19 protein-coding genes and 1 pseudogene are annotated in these 17395 nt (G+C 43.3%); all 20 read right to left on the reverse strand.

Features of this window, described 5'->3' with window-relative positions:
• Window positions 1–238 precede the first annotated feature (238 nt).
• The 20 genes and pseudogenes from rpoD to rpsU all read right to left on the reverse strand — a co-directional run bounded on the left by rpoD (window position 239) and on the right by rpsU (window position 17319).
• Window positions 239–1363, reverse strand: a complete 1125-nt coding sequence (rpoD, locus tag BLT53_RS09570; RefSeq protein WP_090234396.1) for an RNA polymerase sigma factor RpoD — start codon at window positions 1361–1363, stop codon at window positions 239–241.
• Window positions 1364–1951: 588 nt separating this feature from the next.
• Window positions 1952–3211, reverse strand: a pseudogene (gene dnaG, locus BLT53_RS09575) (DNA primase); the annotation flags it as partial.
• Window positions 3212–3281: 70 nt separating this feature from the next.
• Window positions 3282–3752, reverse strand: a complete 471-nt coding sequence (locus BLT53_RS09580) for a YaiI/YqxD family protein (RefSeq protein ID WP_244520387.1) — start codon at window positions 3750–3752, stop codon at window positions 3282–3284.
• 274 nt (window positions 3753–4026) lie between these two features.
• A complete protein-coding gene (locus tag BLT53_RS09585) occupies window positions 4027–4851 on the reverse strand; it encodes a pyruvate, water dikinase regulatory protein (protein ID WP_425284666.1) in 825 nt (274 codons plus the stop codon).
• Window positions 4852–4873: 22 nt separating this feature from the next.
• Window positions 4874–5524: a transcriptional regulator CcpN gene (gene ccpN, locus BLT53_RS09590; RefSeq protein ID WP_090234399.1), complete on the reverse strand. Its 651-nt coding sequence runs from the start codon at window positions 5522–5524 to the stop codon at window positions 4874–4876.
• 82 nt (window positions 5525–5606) lie between these two features.
• Window positions 5607–6350 carry a DNA repair protein RecO gene (gene recO / locus BLT53_RS09595; RefSeq protein ID WP_090234401.1) on the reverse strand — a complete coding sequence of 248 codons (744 nt, stop codon included), beginning with the start codon at window positions 6348–6350 and terminating at the stop codon, window positions 5607–5609.
• A 35-nt stretch (window positions 6351–6385) separates the two neighbouring features.
• The gene (locus BLT53_RS09600; RefSeq protein WP_090234403.1) at window positions 6386–6529 is read right to left on the reverse strand and encodes a YqzL family protein; all 144 of its coding nucleotides are present in this window, start codon (window positions 6527–6529) and stop codon (window positions 6386–6388) included.
• A gap of 96 nt (window positions 6530–6625) precedes the next feature.
• The gene (gene era / locus BLT53_RS09605; protein ID WP_090234404.1) at window positions 6626–7534 is read right to left on the reverse strand and encodes a GTPase Era; all 909 of its coding nucleotides are present in this window, start codon (window positions 7532–7534) and stop codon (window positions 6626–6628) included.
• Window positions 7527–7925 (reverse strand): cytidine deaminase, encoded by a 399-nt coding sequence (locus BLT53_RS09610; protein WP_090234406.1) that lies wholly within the window; start codon window positions 7923–7925, stop codon window positions 7527–7529. Before BLT53_RS09610 ends, era begins: the two co-directional genes overlap by 8 nt.
• An 82-nt stretch (window positions 7926–8007) precedes the next feature.
• On the reverse strand, window positions 8008–8373 hold the full coding sequence (locus tag BLT53_RS09615; RefSeq protein ID WP_090234407.1) for a diacylglycerol kinase family protein: 366 nt from the start codon (window positions 8371–8373) through the stop codon (window positions 8008–8010).
• Between the two features lie 6 nt (window positions 8374–8379).
• Window positions 8380–8850 carry an rRNA maturation RNase YbeY gene (ybeY, locus tag BLT53_RS09620; RefSeq protein ID WP_090234409.1) on the reverse strand — a complete coding sequence of 157 codons (471 nt, stop codon included), beginning with the start codon at window positions 8848–8850 and terminating at the stop codon, window positions 8380–8382.
• Window positions 8851–10989, reverse strand: coding sequence for an HD family phosphohydrolase (locus BLT53_RS09625; RefSeq protein ID WP_090234411.1), 2139 nt, complete (start codon window positions 10987–10989; stop codon window positions 8851–8853).
• Window positions 10990–11133: 144 nt separating this feature from the next.
• Complete coding sequence (locus BLT53_RS09630; RefSeq protein WP_090234413.1) at window positions 11134–12102, reverse strand: PhoH family protein; 969 nt, start codon at window positions 12100–12102, stop codon at window positions 11134–11136.
• Window positions 12103–12107: 5 nt separating this feature from the next.
• Window positions 12108–13301 carry a sporulation protein YqfD gene (yqfD, locus tag BLT53_RS09635; RefSeq protein WP_090234415.1) on the reverse strand — a complete coding sequence of 398 codons (1194 nt, stop codon included), beginning with the start codon at window positions 13299–13301 and terminating at the stop codon, window positions 12108–12110.
• 21 nt (window positions 13302–13322) lie between these two features.
• Window positions 13323–13610 (reverse strand): sporulation protein YqfC, encoded by a 288-nt coding sequence (gene yqfC / locus BLT53_RS09640; RefSeq protein WP_061971698.1) that lies wholly within the window; start codon window positions 13608–13610, stop codon window positions 13323–13325.
• 105 nt (window positions 13611–13715) lie between these two features.
• Entirely contained in the window at window positions 13716–14156 is a 441-nt protein-coding gene (locus BLT53_RS09645; RefSeq protein ID WP_090234417.1) for a hypothetical protein, read from the reverse strand.
• Window positions 14156–15169: a flotillin-like protein FloA gene (floA, locus tag BLT53_RS09650; RefSeq protein WP_090234419.1), complete on the reverse strand. Its 1014-nt coding sequence runs from the start codon at window positions 15167–15169 to the stop codon at window positions 14156–14158. Before floA ends, BLT53_RS09645 begins: the two co-directional genes overlap by 1 nt.
• Window positions 15170–16510 (reverse strand): NfeD family protein, encoded by a 1341-nt coding sequence (locus BLT53_RS09655; protein ID WP_090234420.1) that lies wholly within the window; start codon window positions 16508–16510, stop codon window positions 15170–15172.
• 176 nt (window positions 16511–16686) lie between these two features.
• Window positions 16687–17130 (reverse strand): GatB/YqeY domain-containing protein, encoded by a 444-nt coding sequence (locus BLT53_RS09660; protein WP_090234422.1) that lies wholly within the window; start codon window positions 17128–17130, stop codon window positions 16687–16689.
• Between the two features lie 15 nt (window positions 17131–17145).
• Window positions 17146–17319 (reverse strand): 30S ribosomal protein S21, encoded by a 174-nt coding sequence (rpsU, locus tag BLT53_RS09665; RefSeq protein WP_007202240.1) that lies wholly within the window; start codon window positions 17317–17319, stop codon window positions 17146–17148.
• Window positions 17320–17395 lie beyond the last annotated feature (76 nt).

The following is a 17395-nucleotide window of genomic DNA, read 5'->3' on the forward strand; positions in this document are numbered from 1 at the left end:
TGTAATTTCACCATTGTGTGTAATCGCTTTCAAGTTTATTATAGATATAAAGGCAGAATTTTTACAACATTAACATTTTTAATTTCCTTCCTTTTTACCTTTTATTGGAAGTCGATTGATCTCGAAGGCATTTGCATTCCGTTCACAGAATCAGTAAAATACATATTAATAAATGGTAACCTTGGAAATTTCATCAACAAAAAAGCCTGCCCTAAGGCAGACTTGATTGTACCCTATTCTATTCCAAAAAGTCCTTGAGTCTTTTGCTTCGGCTTGGGTGGCGAAGTTTACGAAGAGCTTTTGCTTCGATTTGGCGAATCCGTTCACGTGTTACGCCAAACACCTTGCCGACTTCCTCGAGCGTTCTTGTACGCCCGTCATCAAGACCAAATCGTAAGCGGAGCACGTTCTCTTCCCTGTCGGTAAGGGTATCAAGAACATCTTCCAGCTGTTCTTTTAAAAGCTCATAAGCAGCTGCCTCTGAAGGAGCAAGAGCATCCTGGTCTTCAATAAAATCACCAAGGTGGGAATCATCCTCTTCCCCGATCGGTGTTTCCAGAGATACAGGTTCTTGAGCGATTTTCAGGATTTCACGCACCTTGTCAGGGGTAAGCTCCATTTCTGCTCCTATCTCTTCTGGAGTTGGTTCACGGCCCAAATCCTGAAGAAGCTGCCGCTGGACACGGATCAGTTTATTGATGGTTTCAACCATGTGGACAGGAATACGGATGGTTCTTGCCTGGTCCGCTATCGCACGGGTAATTGCCTGCCTGATCCACCATGTGGCATAAGTACTGAACTTATATCCTTTACGGTAATCGAATTTTTCAACGGCTTTGATCAATCCCATGTTACCTTCTTGAATCAGGTCGAGAAAGAGCATACCGCGGCCAACGTACCGTTTGGCAATACTGACAACGAGCCTGAGGTTGGCTTCGGCCAGACGGCGTTTTGCTTCCTCATCTCCTTCTTCAATTCGCTTGGCAAGGGAAATCTCTTCTTCAGCGGAAAGAAGGTCCACACGGCCGATCTCTTTCAGGTACATCCTGACGGGGTCATTAATTTTAACACCTGGAGGAACACTCAAGTCGTTGAGGTCAAATTCCTCTTCTTCTTTACCGGCTTCAAATTTCGGCTCTTCCTCATCACCATCTGCTTCATCAGCAACCTCTACTCCTTGTTCTTCAAGGAAGTTGTAGAACTCATCCATTTGTTCGGAATCCTGATCAAAAGGAGCCAGTTTATTTGTGATGACGGTATACGTCAACACCCCGTTCTTTTTACCTGCTTCAATTAGTTGCTCTTTTACTTGATCGATGGTTAATTCGCCTTCCGTCTCCTGACGGTTTGGTTTTTCAGCCATTCGATCCCCTCCTTCCACACTTCACCAAAAAAATTATGAACCTTTTAACTCTTTTTGCATCTGAAGTATTTCCATTGCTATTTGGGCCGCCCTGGCAAAATCCTGCCCGCGTTCCGCTTCCTTTTTTTGTTTCTCTTTACTCTGTATCTCCAACCATTTCGGATAGTTGGTGATCTGCCTTATATAATCACTCATTTCCCTGTCGGAAAGATGTTCATTGACAGTCAGCATGGCCAGTTCGGATGCAATCTTGTTTAACCTTTCATCTTCAATGCGCTGCAGGAATAAACCAACATTGGGCAAATTTCCTTCTTCGTAGAAGGCATATAAATAAGCTGCAACTGCATTGTGTTCTTCAATGTTAAATGACGCTCCTACTGACTCCTGAACCCTAATGGCCACATCGGTGTTTTTCAGCATATGTGCAAGAAGAATCCGTTCAGCATTATGATAGGCAGGCAAAAGCGGTTTGTTAAAATATGTTTTATACCTAGGATTATTATTCCTGTTTGGTTCCACATTATCCTTTTTTCGCTTCTGCTGCTTTGCTGTAAGAAACTGCTGCTGTTTAAGTGCCTCCAGAGAAAGGTTGAATTCATCGGAAAGCTGCCGTAAATAATGGTCTTTTTCGACAGCATTGGACAGCCTGCTGATTTCCTTAATAATCTCTTCGATGTAGAGCATGCGTTCTCCTTCATCGTTAAGATTTTTCCCTCTTCTGAAGTATTGAATTTTGAATGCCATTACGGTTAAACTTGCCCCTATTACATCCCTATTAAACTTCTCAGTGCCAAATTTTTGGATGTAGTCATCGGGATCAAGTCCATCAGGCATTTGTGCAATTCTGACATTGACACCTGCTTTTTGAAGAATGGAAGAAGCCCTGAAGGCCGCTTCAACACCCGCATTGTCCGAATCATAGCAAATGACAACGGAAGGAACATTCCGTTTCAGCAATTTAGCCTGCTCCTCGGTCAGGGAAGTGCCGAGTGTGGCCACCCCGTTCTCAACGCCAGCCCGCCATGCCGCAATTGTATCAACATAGCCTTCAAACAGGACCGCCTGCTCTTTCTTCCTCATTTGCGGCCGGGAGAGATGCATGGCATACAGGTTGTTCCCTTTATTAAACAGCATGGTTTCAGGACTGTTTAAATACTTGGGTTCACCGCTGCCGAGTATCCTTCCGCCAAACGCAATGACCTTGCCGTTTCTGTCCCAAATCGGAAACATAATCCGGTTTCGGAAACGGTCAAAAAACTTCCCGTCAAAATCACGTGTACCGAGCAAGCCCGCTTTTTCACAGAGACCGAGCGAGAATTTTCTTCTCTTTAAGAAATTTGTCGCCGCATCCCATGAGTCAGGAGCAAAACCGATCTGAAAGCGTGAGATAACTTCATCCGTAAACCCCCGGTTTTTTAAATACTCCAGCGCCTTAAGCCCTTGCTCAGTGTTGAGCAGGTAATGGTGATACAATTTCGCCAATAGCTCGTGGGCATCTGTCATCACCGCACGGTTATCGGAAGCCTTGGAATTCCCCTGCTGGCGTTCCAGCTGAGGTAAATCTATTCCGGTTCGCTGTGCAATATGCTTGACGGCTTCCAGAAAAGAAAACCCTTCAATGTTCATTAGAAAAGAAAAAGCATTTCCGCCCGCCCCACAACCAAAACAGTGATAAATCTGTTTGTCCGGTGCAACGGAAAAAGAAGGAGATTTCTCACCATGAAAAGGACATAACCCAAAATAGTTGCGCCCTTGTTTCTTTAAGTTTACGTATTCACTGACAAGCTCAACAATATCTTGAGACGTTCGAACCTTTTCAATCAGTTCGTCCGGAATTCGTTCTGCCATGTTTAAACACCGCTTTATTTACTTTCCTGTCTCAGAAAAATTCAGACAGGTAATAATTATTCGTTATAAATTAATGAAGTCCTTCAATATTCGACAATAATTTTTGAAATTGTTCAGAGAACCTTTCCAGATCACTTTCACGGAACTTGGATGGGCCCTTTGTCCGCTTCCCTGCTCTTCTCTGTTTCCCGGAAATGTATCTTTCAAAAAGTATTTTTTCCATTTCTTCCTCCCGGTAAATAAAACCTCGGGGATGAAAGGTCACAACACCTTTTGGAACGAGAATGCTCGCCAAGCCAAAGTCCTGTGTAACGGCAATATCTCCCTTCACTGAATGATTCATAACATATAAATCTACTTCTTCCCGGTTGGAATCAACTAGTACCCATTCCACACCAGGCGCAGGATCCGTGTAATGGGCATAAGAAATAACAAAAAATACCGGTACTCCAATTTCACGACAATGTTCGATAATTGCCATTTTTACCGGAGCCGGACATGCATCCCCATCAACCCATACTTTTACTTTGGAATTTAGCATAAATTACAATTCTACATCCTTCATAGGATTCCTTCTGTTAAAACCATATTGTCGAAGAAAACCTCTTTTTGTTTTATTGCTGTAGAAGAATGTTGTTTCATAGAATTCCGCAAACATGCCCTTTCGAAAGAACATTCCAGTCCTATTCTTGGTTGCATCGCTAACTTTTAATCACAATTTTATATTATAACTAAAAATTAATCATAATGCCAGAGAAAGTAATTACCAGGAAAAAGCGCACAAAATCCATTTGATTTCGTACGCCAGACAGACTTTATCTGTAATTTTTCCCTGTGTAAATATTGTAGATTAAATTTGCCGATTCTTCGACGGCTTTGTTTGAAACATCAATCACTCTGCAGCCGATCCGGTCTATCGTTTTATTGAAATAATCAAGCTCCTGGCGAATGCGGTCCATATTCGCATAGTTCGCCTCTGAATTTAGCCCGAGAGCCATCAGGCGTTCACGCCGGATATTATTCAGCTTTTCAGGCGTAATACTTAAACCGAAACACTTTTTGGCAGAAACCTTAAAAAGCTCCTCTGGCGGTTCAACTTCGGGTACCAGCGGGACATTGGCCACCTTTAACCGCTTATGTGCCAGGTACTGGGACAACGGAGTTTTCGAGGTTCTTGAAACTCCCACCAGAACAATATCTGCCTTCAAAATTCCGCGTGGATCTCTTCCATCATCGTATTTGACGGCAAATTCGATCGCTTCTACTTTTCTGAAATAATCATCATCCAGTTGATGAACAATTCCAGGCTCATAACGTGGAACCTGTTGAAGCAACTGCTGCATCTGGCTCATCATTGGACCGATAATGTCCACAGCAACTACCCCTGATGCCAACGCCTGTTGAAGCAAGAACTCTTTCATTTCAGGTATAACGAGTGTGAACGCGATCAGCGCTTTGTGCTCTTTTGCCAGGGCAACGACTTCCTTAATGGTGCCCTGGTCCTCCACATATGGTACTCGTTTCAATTCAATAGTAGCGGTATTAAACTGGCTGGCCGCGGCTTTAACCACAAGCTCTGCCGTTTCCCCCACAGAATCGGATACAATGTAAATCATTGGTCGATCTATTTTGTCAGTCATCCTTACCTCCTGATAGTTAAGATCAAAGGATCATTTCATCCCTGGCCAATTCAACAAAGGCCTTGGTGACGTTCGTTTTTGTAATCCTGCCCACTACTTCATAGCCTTCGCCGGCCGAGGATTGCTTTACGACCGGAAGTCCGTCAATTTGCTTGTCAATCATGATTTGTGCCACATCGAGCAAATGGTCTTCCTTGAAACAAAACGTGATATTCGGCATTCTGGTCATAATAATATTGATGGGAATGGCATTTAGTTCCTGTTTGCCCATACTTGCCCTCAGCAGATCTTTTCTTGAGACCACACCAACAAGATGAGACTGTTTATTTACGATAAACAGTGTTCCTACGTCTTCGAGAAACATGGTACAGATCGCTTCATAAACCGTCGATGATTCTGAGACTACGACTGGAATAGATGAAAATTCGTGGACCTGTATTTTTTTGATCTTCTCGGTCAATAGCTGCGATCCCGTTTTTCCCGTATAAAAATAGCCTACTCGCGGCCTGGCATCCAAATAGCCAGCCATTGTCAGTATGGCAAGGTCCGGCCGCAGCGTGGCCCTCGTCAGGCTCAGACGGTCTGCTATGTGTTCCCCGGTTATTGGCCCATGATCTTTTACGATCTGCACTATTGTTTCTTGCCTTTTATTGAGTTCGATTGTTCGCACCACCTTAGCAAACTTTTAAATGTGTTATACTCTTAATTAAACATTATATACTAATCAAGGGAGCAAACGAAACCATAATACAGGGTTATTCAAATTTATTCAATTGGTTGAGAAATTTCTTTGATTTAAAAACCATGCCTGAATTTTCATCAATATATGTAGTCAGGACAAAACGGATCTGATCTTTTGTTTGTTTTTTTAACGATATATTCCCAAGACGATTCAGGTCAAAATGATAAAAAAGCCGGAGAAGCCTTGCTGCCGGCTGTAACAAAGGAATTCTGTTCGGATCCAAATGGCTGCATCTCTCACAAAGCAGGCCACCCTCCCGAATCGAAAAGGAAAACTGTCCTTCCGTTCGGCCGCAATTGGCGCAGTGATCCACCTGTGGGCCGATTCCGGCCTGCTGCAGCATTTTCATCTCAAAAATAAAGGTAATAACTTCAGGATCTGCTCCTTCGTCTAGTTGGTGAAGGGATTGCCACAGGTGCTCAAATAAATAAGGCTGAGGATTCTGCTCCTCAGTCACTTTATCCAAAAATTCAATCATATACGCACAATAGGCGGTTTTAAACAAATCTTCTTTTATTCCCCGAAATGAATCAATAATTTCTCCCTGATTAAGGGCACCAAGGCCTCTGCCCTGTTGATATACAAAATGACCGTATGTAAAAAGCTGCGCAACAGAAGAGAGGCGACTCTTAGGTTTCTTCGCCCCTCTTGCCATAACACCGATTTTACCTTTTTCCCGTGTAAAAAGAGTCAGAATGACATTTGTTTCACCATAATCCACTTTTCTGATGACAATTCCTTCAACCTTTTGCAGCAAGTTTACCACCACCAGGTTCTTTTAATGAAGGCTCCTTATTGGATGGGAGAGTCAATTGGTGCTTGAGGGTCCTCCTCATGTACCGTTCTCGCTGACATGTCTACTTCAAGTTCTTTAAACAACAAATAGGTATCGATACTGCCCGTTTCGCAAAATACCTTCCAGGTAAATTCTTTCATGGGAATGCTCCACCTTTCACGTTGTTTTTTAAAACTCTCTCTTATCCTTAGGGTTGCCTTAAAACAAAAATTAAATGTGAAGGAAAATATGGAAGCTTAATACTCGTCTTCGTTAAATCCAAATTCTTTCAGATTGCTCGTTTTATTTCTCCAGTCTGCCTGAACCTTTACAAACAGCTCTAGAAAGACTTTGGTTCCCAGCAAGTTTTCAATATCAGTGCGTGCCCGCTTTCCCACTTCCTTGAGCATGGAACCCTGTTTTCCAATAACAATACCTTTTTGCGACTTTCGTTCAACAATAATAGTTGCATTGACAAAGACGACATCACGATCTTCACGTCGCTGCATCTGTTCAATCACTACCGCAATGGAGTGAGGAATTTCCTCACGGGTCAGATGAAGCACTTTTTCCCGGATCAGTTCTCCGACAATAAAGCGTTCCGGATGATCGGTAACCTGGTCCTCAGGATAATACTGCGGTCCTTCCTCAAGGTATTCTGTAATCTGATTCATCAAGGTGTTTACATTATTTCCCTGAAGCGCGGAAATAGGAATCACTTCCTGGACCTCGACTTTATTGCGGTAAAATTCAATAAGCGGCAGAAGTTCGTCGGGATGAATGGTGTCAATTTTGTTGATCACCAAGAAAATCGGCTGGTTGATCCCCTGAAGTTTATCAATAATAAATTGATCACCCCGTCCATAGCCTTCTTCCGCATTAATGACAAAAAGGATCAAATCCACTTCTCTTAATGTCTGCTGGGCAATCTTTGTCATAAAATCACCCAACCGATGTTTTGGTTTATGAATACCCGGAGTGTCTATAAAAATAACCTGTGCTTTGTCGGTTGTATAAACTCCCTGGATTTTGTTTCTTGTTGTTTGCGGCTTATCACTCATGATGGCAATTTTTTGGCCGATGATATGGTTCAATAACGTTGATTTTCCTACATTTGGCCGTCCAATGATGGATACAAAGCCTGATTTATAACCTGTTTTATTCATTTAAATCCCCCGGTGAAAACGCTCCAGGAAGCAGTTCTTCCACAGTCGTTTCCAAAATGTCTCCTTGTAAATTGGTTAAATACACTTTCATGTCAGATGGGCATAATTCCGAAATAACCTGTCTGCAGGCTCCGCATGGTGGAACCGGACGTTTTGTGTCTGCCACAACAGCCAGTGCAGAAAATTCTTTATCGCCCTCTGAGACCGCCTTAAAAAGTGCAGTACGCTCCGCACAGTTTGTCACACTGTAGGCGGCATTTTCGATATTGCAGCCATGATGGACCTTTCCGTCTTTGGTCAGAAGGGCTGCCCCCACCTGGAATTTGGAATAGGGAACGTACGCCCGTTCTCTGGCTGTAACCGCTTCCCTGATCAGTTTGTCTTTTTCCATATTCGTTCCACCTTTCAACATTCATCCCTTATCCTACTGATTGATTCAATGCTTCATCTATTTTAAGTTTACGTTTTGGCGTTTAAAAAAGATAGTGCAAGGCAGGTTTTACAAATAGCAGTAATCCGATTATAACAGCAATCAGCGAAAAAACCAAAACGGCACCCGCTGCCATGTCCTTGGCCTGCTTGGCCAAAGGGTGGAATTCCTCCGTAACAAGATCTACGACCCGTTCAAGAGCTGTATTGACGATCTCTAACGAAATGACTACTCCAATGACAATGAAAAGAATCGCAAATCGCACTTCAGAAAAGTCGAGCACATACGCAGCAATCAAAACAACCAGGCTGATCAATAAGTGAATTTTAATATTTTGCTCCCCGGCAAAAGCGGTCTTTATGCCGGACCATGCAAATTTGAAACTTCGAAAAAACCGGCGGGCAGCCATCTCCTGTTATCTCGTCAGGCCATAGGCATTCAGGATTTCATCCTGCCTGCCAAACATGTGTTTTTCATCCTGCTCGTTTAGATGATCGTAGCCTAAAAGGTGAAGAAAACCATGTACCGCAAGGAAACCCATCTCCCTCATCAAGGAGTGCCCGTATTCGTCTGCCTGCTGCTTTGCAGTATCCACGGAGATAATGATGTCTCCAAGAATCCTTGGCAGTTCGGCTCCTCTAATTTCAATCTCCCCCTCGCCCATTTCTTCCATGGCGAATGATATCACATCGGTTGGCCGGTCCTTGTCCCGGTATTGTCTATTGATTTCGTGTATCCTCTCATCGGATACGAACGTTAATGACAGCTCGGTTTTATCAGGCAGCTCCTCCATGGCAGCAGCATGATTGAGAAGATTCGTCAATTCCTCTACCTGTTTCGACGATACCTGATCAGTTTCGTCAGTAAAATCAATGTGTAAGCTCATTTATAAATCCACCTTCTTTTTAATTTGCTGCTCGGGATATTCAATCCTCGAATGGAAGATACCGTTCAATGTCTGGCTTAGCGTTTTGGCGACGGTATCCAATTGTTTAAAGGTCAGTTCGCATTCGTCAAACTGGCCATCCTCCAGCCGGTCTGTGATGATTTTGCGAATAATGGAGTCTATTTTAACCGGTGTTGGCTTAGATAACGAACGCACCGCTGCTTCGACACTGTCTGCAATCCCCACAACAGCAGATTCCTTTGATTGCGCTTTTGGCCCCGGGTACCTGAAATCCGATTCCGGAATATCTTTTTCGCTCTGTTCCGTTGCCTTATGGTAAAAGTATTGAAGCAGCGTAGTTCCATGGTGCTGTTCGGCAATATCTATAATTTCTGCCGGCAAGTTATATTCTTTCAACAACTCCGATCCATCATACGGATGCGCAATAATGATGGTCTTGCTCAGCTGTGGAGTTAATTTATCATGCGGGTTTTCCATATTCATCTGATTTTCAATAAAAAAGTGAGGCCTTTTTGTTTTTCCCAGATCGTGATAATATGAGCCCACCCTTGCAAGCAACCCGTTCGCACCGATAGATTCACATCCTGCTTCGGCCAGGTTGGCAACCATTACGGAATGATGATACGTCCCCGGCGCTTCAAGCAAAAGCTTGCGCAGAAGGGGGTGATTCGGATTTGAGAGTTCAATCAGCCGGGTTGTGGATAACACACCGAACCATGATTCAAATACAGGCATCAGTCCCAACGCAAGCACAGATGCCAAAAATCCCGAAATAAAACCAAAACCAATCTCCAGTCCGATTTGTACGGGTGAATATTTTCCGTTTTGGAGCAGGAGAATGATCAGGATTGATACAACATTAATAAACGAAACGAGTAGCCCCGCTTTCAGTATCCGTGATTTCAAATGGCGCTTGCCCAGATAAATAACACCTGCAATACAACCCAGCAGTACATAGATTCCTAACGGAAAGTTAAATGTACCAGTAGATCCTTCATTAAACATCAATGTGGCGCACAGCGCAAATAAAACACTTGAAAGTATGGCTGTAAATTCGTCCAGAAGCATTTTGATCATCATGGCTCCCGCTGCAATAGGAACGATAAAAAAGATACCTGTAATCTCCATTTTGTCAATAAAGCTTGTCAGTTTCATTACCAGGAGGGAAAAAGCCATCAGGATGATATATAGGAGAATCTGCTTCCTTTTGCTGCTCTCTTTGGCAGCAAAAGAATCCCTTATTAAATAATACAAGCCTATAACGAGGATAAGAACAAAAAGGAGCAATCCAACATAAGGATACACCGCAACTTCTTTATCCAGCAGGCCGACGAGCTTTAACTGTTTAAATTTTTCAGGCGTTATGACATCGCCCTCTCTTACGATGATTTCCCCTTCTTTAATCTCCACAGGCTCTGCTTCATCAATGGCTTTTTGCTTGGCAAGTTTCGTTTTATCCACATCAAGCAGATAATTGGAAACAATATTGCTTCTCGTCAGTTCGATTACTGCACTTTTTAACGAAGAAGAAAAGTTGGAATTTTGCTGAATATTATCTTCCGCCCGGTCGCGAAAAAATTCGAGTTGGTCCACTCTGATTTTATTTTTCAGCGTGTCGTTGATAACCGAACTGGCCAAATCTCTTGCTGAACGCAATTCGGAAGGAGATGCATTAAACAGAGCGGTATAAGCTTCGGGAGAAATTTGATTGTTGCCAACCATGCCCTTGATTTGATCGATTTTCTGATCAAGTGTAAGTGATTCTTTGTCCTTGTCCTTTTTTTCCGCTTCGTTAATCTTTTCAATGGCCTTAAAGATTTCATTTGATTTTTCAGCTTGTTTGAGCGGACTGTCTTCATCATAAGAATAGAGATTTTCCACCTTATCCGCGGCATCCTTTTGCTTTTTTAGCGTTTCTTCCTTCATTTCAATGGTAATCGGTGATTGGATGTCCCGAGGAGAGATGGAATACGGCTCAGCATCCACCGTATCAGGTGTGACATTGCTTAATAAAGTCGAATAAATAATCACTGCCAAGAATCCAAAGAGCAGGATTGACCAACTTTTAGGTGAGTTCTTCCTTTTAAACTTTAACCGTTTTATCACATTATTGCTCATCACATTCAGCCCCCGCCTGTCACTGCTTTGTATCTACATATTAACAAAAACTGGACAGAGAAGGTATAGCTGAATTGCAAGTGTTTTTTCTCTGCAAAAAAGAAGAAGCCTCAGGTTTTCTTTTTAAAAAACCTGCTGCTTCTTCTACTTGCCTCCCTCGTTCTTTTCGTAGGCCGAAATGATGCGCTGAACTAACGGGTGTCTTACCACATCAAGCTGTTTTAAGAAAATAAACTGTACGCCCGGAACACCGTTCAAGGTGCGTTCTGCCACTTTTAACCCTGATTCTTTCCCTCTTGGGAGGTCAATTTGTGTTAAATCGCCGGTAATGACCATTCTTGAGCCAAAACCAAGGCGTGTCAGAAACATTTTCATCTGTTCGGGAGAGGTATTTTGAGCTTCATCAAGAATGACAAAGCATTCATCGAGCGTTCTTCCCCTCATATAGGCGAGCGGCGCAATTTCGATGGTACCTCTTTCAATCAGACGTTCTGTATGTTCCATTCCCAACAAATCGTGAAGAGCATCATACAGCGGACGCAAATAGGGGTCGACCTTTTCTTTCAGGTCGCCGGGAAGAAAGCCAAGGCTTTCACCAGCTTCAACTGCCGGCCTTGTCAAAACAATCTTTTTGATTTTCCCTTCTTTCAAGGCAGCTACTGCCATGACCACAGCCAAGTAGGTTTTTCCTGTACCGGCAGGGCCAATCCCAAAGACCAGGTCCCCTTTTTTCATCGCTGTTACATAATGACGCTGACCAAGTGTTTTTACTCTGATTGGTTTGCCTTTTACGTTGGTTGTAATCTCCTGCTGATACAATTCAGTGATTTCATCGAGCATTTCCCGTTCTGCCAGCTGAACAGCATAAACAATGTCTCGTTCGGAAATATGAATTCCTTTTCGGATCAATCCCAGAAGCACAATCAGCACATCTTCCACCTTTTGAACGGCATCATCCGCTCCGGTAACCGATATGTCTTCACCTCTTGTGACAATGGTAACTGAAAGCTTATCTTCGATAATATTCAGAAAAGCATCGTTCGGTCCGAAAAGCGCCAGGGCCTCTCCCTGATCTTCTAGTTGTAATCGCTGTAATTTAGTGGTTTCTGACAAACTACTCAGTCTCCTTGTTGGATAAGTATAGGTTGTTCAGATGCAATATTTTCAATTACCTGGTAGTGCATCGATAAATTTACTTTACCATTTGAAACGGACTGGCGCAAAACTTTTTCTCCCTTAATTTTTGCGTCATGTGACAGCAGTTTCCTTACTTCTTTCTTGGCCATTGCTTTCCCTGCCTGGATGGCTTGGGATCTTGTATACACCCGTTTCACGCCATCCGTTTCCCTGATTTCCTTCTTAATATAGGAAACCGGCAGTGACCATTTCCAAAACTTCAGAGGAGTTTCATTTTTGCTGACCACTTGTGTTTTATATTCCCCGTCATTCCATCCCCAAATTGGAATATTAAGACCAAACAGGTTGATTTTATGCTGTGTTACCATGTTTCCAGTAAAGGTTTGAAAATTCGTTTTTAGCGGAACCGTCACACTTGTTGTATACCATGTTTCCCCCCAGACAATTCCCTTGGCCGGAACAAGCTTGGTTTTCCCTTCCTTTCCGATATACCCGGATACGAGGAGACTGCCTTTATACACAAACTGATGCGGGGAAACCACGGGTTGTCCTTTTTCAACGAACATATCATAAATCACCGCATCCTTTTTGGCCACCAGATGCTTTGGTGATGACGTTTCTTTTCGTTTGGGAATCTCCTTTTCTACAACCTGAAAGTTATAGGTTGTCCCGTTCAGACTGACTCCGATCCAGGTGACATTGTCCATGGCGTTGGTCAGCCGCTGCTGTAGCTGTCTGACATTGGGGAGAAGGAAGATAAACTTGCCTTTTTTAATCCCCATATCTTTTGCCGCTTTGAGAAGCTGGTATTCTGTTTTAGGATTTGCTCCTGTCACATTAATATTCCAAACCATATTGGATAGAAGAAATAAAACAACAAAAAAACCTGCAAGACCAAGCAAGAGGCCGTTCCTTTTCCACATCCTGGCTGCCCAAAACGGCAGACCGTTCTTCTCGATCACGCGAAACTTACACCTTGTTTGCTTCATAAGCGGCCGTACTTCGTTCATATTTTTCGTATAAAGGCAGGCGGACACTGATCCCTCCCCTGTCCGTTCGATGTTCCAGATTGCGATCCCCTGAGCCAGGCATTCATTAATGAAACTTTCCAGATCATCGCCTCTCAATTCAATTTTAACATAACTGTTTATCGGCTCCAGCCAGTCCTTTTTCATAGCGGCCTCCCGTACTGGTTTTTATGTGGATTTGTCATAATAGACCCCTTCAATGGTGCCTTCAAGCAATATTTCTTCGGGAAGAATGGTTTTGATTACAAAATCCTGACCTTTGATCACAAGGTGTCCCTGTTTTAATCGAAGCTTTAGTTCTTCCCTCGAAAAAGCCATAACTCCTCTGTGATTCTCTATATAGATATGTAACTGGCCAATCATTGTAATGCGGGGCAAATCCATCATGGCATCCGCTGGGAGATCAAGTTTTTCCACTAACCATTTTGTTACTTGCTGTCTCCACTTTGCCATCAGCAACACCCCTCTCATCTCATTTTTATGAAAGGATGGGATAAACTATCACCATAAATTTAAAAAAGGACCGCATAAGATGCAGTCCCTTTGACACATGGTTCTTCTTCATTTTTTTCTGTGAAACGGCTGATGAGCTCTTGGCTTGCCAAGAATCTCCGACCAAATGATTCCTTCCACAATGTTCTCCTTCTTGACAGCAAAAGAAACAATTTCTTCACTGCGGTCTTTGTACCTGTTGTTAGGTGACATAACAGACGCAGAAGAAGCCCGCGGTTTTCCCTGAATGTTTTGATACCTTTCGTGCATCGTAGAAGCAGATGATGCTTTTGACCTTTCGTTCTTTGTGGTTTCTTGTACTTTGGCTTTCTTGGCAGTTGCAACATCCGAAGGGTCAGCTGTTCTCCTTTGGACCCGCCGTTTTTGCTGAGGATCACTTTGCTGCGTCAGACTTCTTTTAATCAATCCATACAGTCCAACCACCACAAAAATGATAAATGGAAGCAAATCACCGATGGCATCGAAAAGATGATTGATAAGGATATCCATTATTTCTTCCCTTTAGTACCAGGCAAATCATCCTCACCCAATGAAGGATTCGCTTGTTTTCCAATCGATTCTCTCATATTTGTATCCGCAATCACGTTGGTCAAATTAGCGTAATCAAGGACACCCATATTTCCTGAACGAAGTGCCTCGGCCATCGCAAGTGGAACCTCAGCCTCTGCTTCCACTACTTTCGCACGCATTTCCTGAACTTTGGCGAGCATTTCCTGTTCATTGGCAACTGCCATTGCTCTTCGTTCTTCCGCTTTCGCCTGAGCAATGTTTTTATCAGCCATCGCCTGGTCGGTCTGCAGAGCTGCCCCAATATTCTTGCCGATATCGATATCTGCAATATCGATAGACAGGATTTCAAACGCAGTTCCGGAATCCAGCCCTTTGGACAACACTGTTTGGGATATGGTATCCGGGTTTTCAAGGACTTTCTTGTGATTTTCGCTCGAACCGATCGTGGAAACAATTCCTTCCCCTACACGGGCGATGACCGTTTCTTCTCCGGCGCCCCCTACCAGGCGTTCAATATTCGCTCTAACGGTTATTCTCGCCTTTGCTTTTACTTCAATGCCATCCAGTGCCACACCGGCAATAAAAGGCGTTTCAATAACTTTGGGATTAACACTCATCTGTACGGCTTCAAGGACGTCTCTCCCAGCTAAATCAATAGCAGCAGACCGTTCGAAGCTCAATTCAATATTGGCTCTGTGTGCGGCAATCAGAGCGTTTACAACACGGTCTACATTTCCCCCCGCTAAATAATGGCTTTCGAGCTGGTTGGTCGTAAGGTTTAACCCAGCTTTTTGGGCCTTGATCAACGGATTAATGACCCTTGAGGGGATAACACGTCTTAAGCGCATGCCGATCAATGTAAAAATACCCACCCTTACTCCTGCTGCAAGTGCTGAAATCCAAAGAGCAACCGGCACAAACGTGAATAGAACCGCAAGCACGATAATAATAACACCAATTAAAACAAGCGTGGCGATGGAACCTGAAAACATTTAATCTCCTCCTTTTTCTGATAAATCTTCTTTTACTTCTCTAACTACGATCCTTGACCCCTGTACTTTAACAATCTTTAACTTTTTCCCCTTTTGAATAAAGCTGCCTTCTGTTACAACATCCAGATATTCCCCATCGAGATCTGCTGTACCAGACGGCCTAAGAGGTGTGATGGCTTCAGCAATCCTCCCCGTAAGATCCGCTCTCTGATCATTTGAAATGTATCCCTTTTCCGTGCTCGTGCTGTCAAACAGGATCAGTTTTCTCAGCGGTCCCCGATAGCCAAAATATTTAAGAAAAAAGAAAGATCCTACCACAGTAACAACAAAAGCAATTCCTATCGAAATGGCTACAGTCGTTACCGATCCTGCAGCCATAACCAAACTTGCAATCACTGCAACCACCCCCAGCACTCCTATAATGCCTCCCGGAACAAAAATTTCCAGGAACAAAAACACAAGACCCAGCACAAAAAGCGCAACGGATTCCCACCCGGCAAGTCCTGCAATCATATGACCAAAGAAATAAAGACCCAATGACAAAAGACCGATGGTGCCTGCAATACCAAAACCAGGTGTGAAAAGTTCAATGGCAAGCCCCAAAAACCCAACAGAAAAAAGGATGGCTACTGCAATCGGACTTGTGACCACACGAGCCACTTTTTCGGCCAGGCTTAAATTTGCTTCCATAACTTTTGCGTCATCCAGCTTCAGATAAGAAAGAAGTTCCTGCCGGTCATTCACTATTTTTTCGGCATAACCCACCTTAAGCGCCTGATTGGCCGTCAGGGTTAACAATTTCCCTTTTTTAAGCCCCAAATCCTTGATTTCTATTTCTTCATCTGCCATGGCTCTTGCATACTTGGGATCGCGGTTGTTGAGTTCTGCTGCCGCTTCCATTTCAGCAACCCAGGCGGATTCTGCTTTTTTCCCAGCCGTATTGCCCTGAGCATTAATGACGGCAGCCGAGCCCATCGTTGTTGACGGTTTCATAACGATTTCATTTGCATTCAATGCAATATACGCTCCGGCAGAAAAGGCATCTTTAATTATGTAAGCAGTAGTGGGTATTTTCGTATTTCTGATCTGCTGCGCAATCTTATTGGCTGAATCCACTCTTCCTCCCGGCGTGTTGATTTCAAAAATAATGTGATCTGCACCTGCTTTTTCGGCCTCGTTCAAACTTCTCTCAAGGAAAGCTTCAAGACCTCTTTCAATTTCCTGCTGTACCGGAATTATATATACCGTCTTTCCATCCCCTTCACCGGCAGCCGGTTTGATGGCCGTCAGCAGCGGAATCATCAATAGACCAAGGAAGAATATCAACCGGATTATTCTCAACGTTCCCCCCCCTTTTAAATCCTCATATATTCATACGACTGATCAACCAAAAAAGTTTCAATATCTGGAAAGTCCCCTTTACATTGTACTGTATGCATTTACGAAAGACCAACCATGAATGGAAAATCAACGCAAAAAGACGCCTGTGAGGCTAAGCCTCAAGGCGTCTGTTCGATTTAAGATAAATTTTGTTGGACGAGCTTGTTGACAAGAGAACCATCAGCTTTGCCTTTTACTTGAGGCATCACCACACCCATCACCTTGCCCATATCCGCTTTTGATGAAGCGCCAACTTTCTCGATGGCTGCCAGGACAATCTCTTTCACTTCATCCTCTGATAACTGTTGTGGCATATAATCCGTAATGATGGCAATTTCTTCTTTCAAAGGATCTGCCAAATCATTGCGTCCAGCTTTTTCAAATTCTTGGAGGGAGTCTTTTCTTTGTTTCATTTCACGTGCAAGAACAGTGAGCTCTTCTTCTTCATTCAGGTCGTGCCCGAGCTTGATTGATTCGTTTTGAAGGGATGCCTTCACCATGCGAATCACAGAAAGCTTTTGCTTGTTTTTGTCCTTCATCGCTTGTTTCATATCCTGGTTTAATCGATCAAGAAGACTCATAAACTTACACCTCTCTTAGAACTTACGCTTTCTTGCTGCCTCAGCCTTCTTCTTACGTTTAACGCTTGGCTTTTCATAATGCTTGCGCTTTTTCACTTCTGCCAAAGTTCCATCTTTGGAAACGGATCTTTTAAAACGACGAAGAGCATCATCAATGGATTCGTTCTTACGAACACGAGTTTCTGCCATTTTCTTTCCCTCCCTCCAGACCATTTCAGTCACAATTAGTGATAGAAATGCGTCACATATCTTTTGCCATTATAAT

This window comes from Fictibacillus solisalsi (assembly GCF_900103485.1).
Lineage (GTDB): Bacteria > Bacillota > Bacilli > Bacillales > Fictibacillaceae > Fictibacillus_C > Fictibacillus_C solisalsi.

What these genes read in the sequence shown, in the direction of transcription:
- BLT53_RS09600 (WP_090234403.1), bottom strand. Translation starts at nt 6,529, where the DNA reads ATGAAAGAATTTACCTGGAAGGTATTTTGCGAAACGGGCAGTATCGAT.
- rpsU (WP_007202240.1), bottom strand. Translation starts at nt 17,319, where the DNA reads ATGGCAGAAACTCGTGTTCGTAAGAACGAATCCATTGATGATGCTCTT.
- BLT53_RS09585 (WP_425284666.1), bottom strand. Translation starts at nt 4,851, where the DNA reads ATGACTGACAAAATAGATCGACCAATGATTTACATTGTATCCGATTCT.
- BLT53_RS09610 (WP_090234406.1), bottom strand. Translation starts at nt 7,925, where the DNA reads ATGGAAAAAGACAAACTGATCAGGGAAGCGGTTACAGCCAGAGAACGG.
- floA (WP_090234419.1), bottom strand. Translation starts at nt 15,169, where the DNA reads ATGTTTTCAGGTTCCATCGCCACGCTTGTTTTAATTGGTGTTATTATT.
- BLT53_RS09615 (WP_090234407.1), bottom strand. Translation starts at nt 8,373, where the DNA reads ATGGCTGCCCGCCGGTTTTTTCGAAGTTTCAAATTTGCATGGTCCGGC.
- BLT53_RS09645 (WP_090234417.1), bottom strand. Translation starts at nt 14,156, where the DNA reads ATGGATATCCTTATCAATCATCTTTTCGATGCCATCGGTGATTTGCTT.
- ybeY (WP_090234409.1), bottom strand. Translation starts at nt 8,850, where the DNA reads ATGAGCTTACACATTGATTTTACTGACGAAACTGATCAGGTATCGTCG.
- rpoD (WP_090234396.1), bottom strand. Translation starts at nt 1,363, where the DNA reads ATGGCTGAAAAACCAAACCGTCAGGAGACGGAAGGCGAATTAACCATC.
- yqfD (WP_090234415.1), bottom strand. Translation starts at nt 13,301, where the DNA reads ATGAAAAAGGACTGGCTGGAGCCGATAAACAGTTATGTTAAAATTGAA.
- BLT53_RS09625 (WP_090234411.1), bottom strand. Translation starts at nt 10,989, where the DNA reads ATGAGCAATAATGTGATAAAACGGTTAAAGTTTAAAAGGAAGAACTCA.
- era (WP_090234404.1), bottom strand. Translation starts at nt 7,534, where the DNA reads ATGAATAAAACAGGTTATAAATCAGGCTTTGTATCCATCATTGGACGG.
- BLT53_RS09580 (WP_244520387.1), bottom strand. Translation starts at nt 3,752, where the DNA reads ATGCTAAATTCCAAAGTAAAAGTATGGGTTGATGGGGATGCATGTCCG.
- BLT53_RS09660 (WP_090234422.1), bottom strand. Translation starts at nt 17,130, where the DNA reads ATGAGTCTTCTTGATCGATTAAACCAGGATATGAAACAAGCGATGAAG.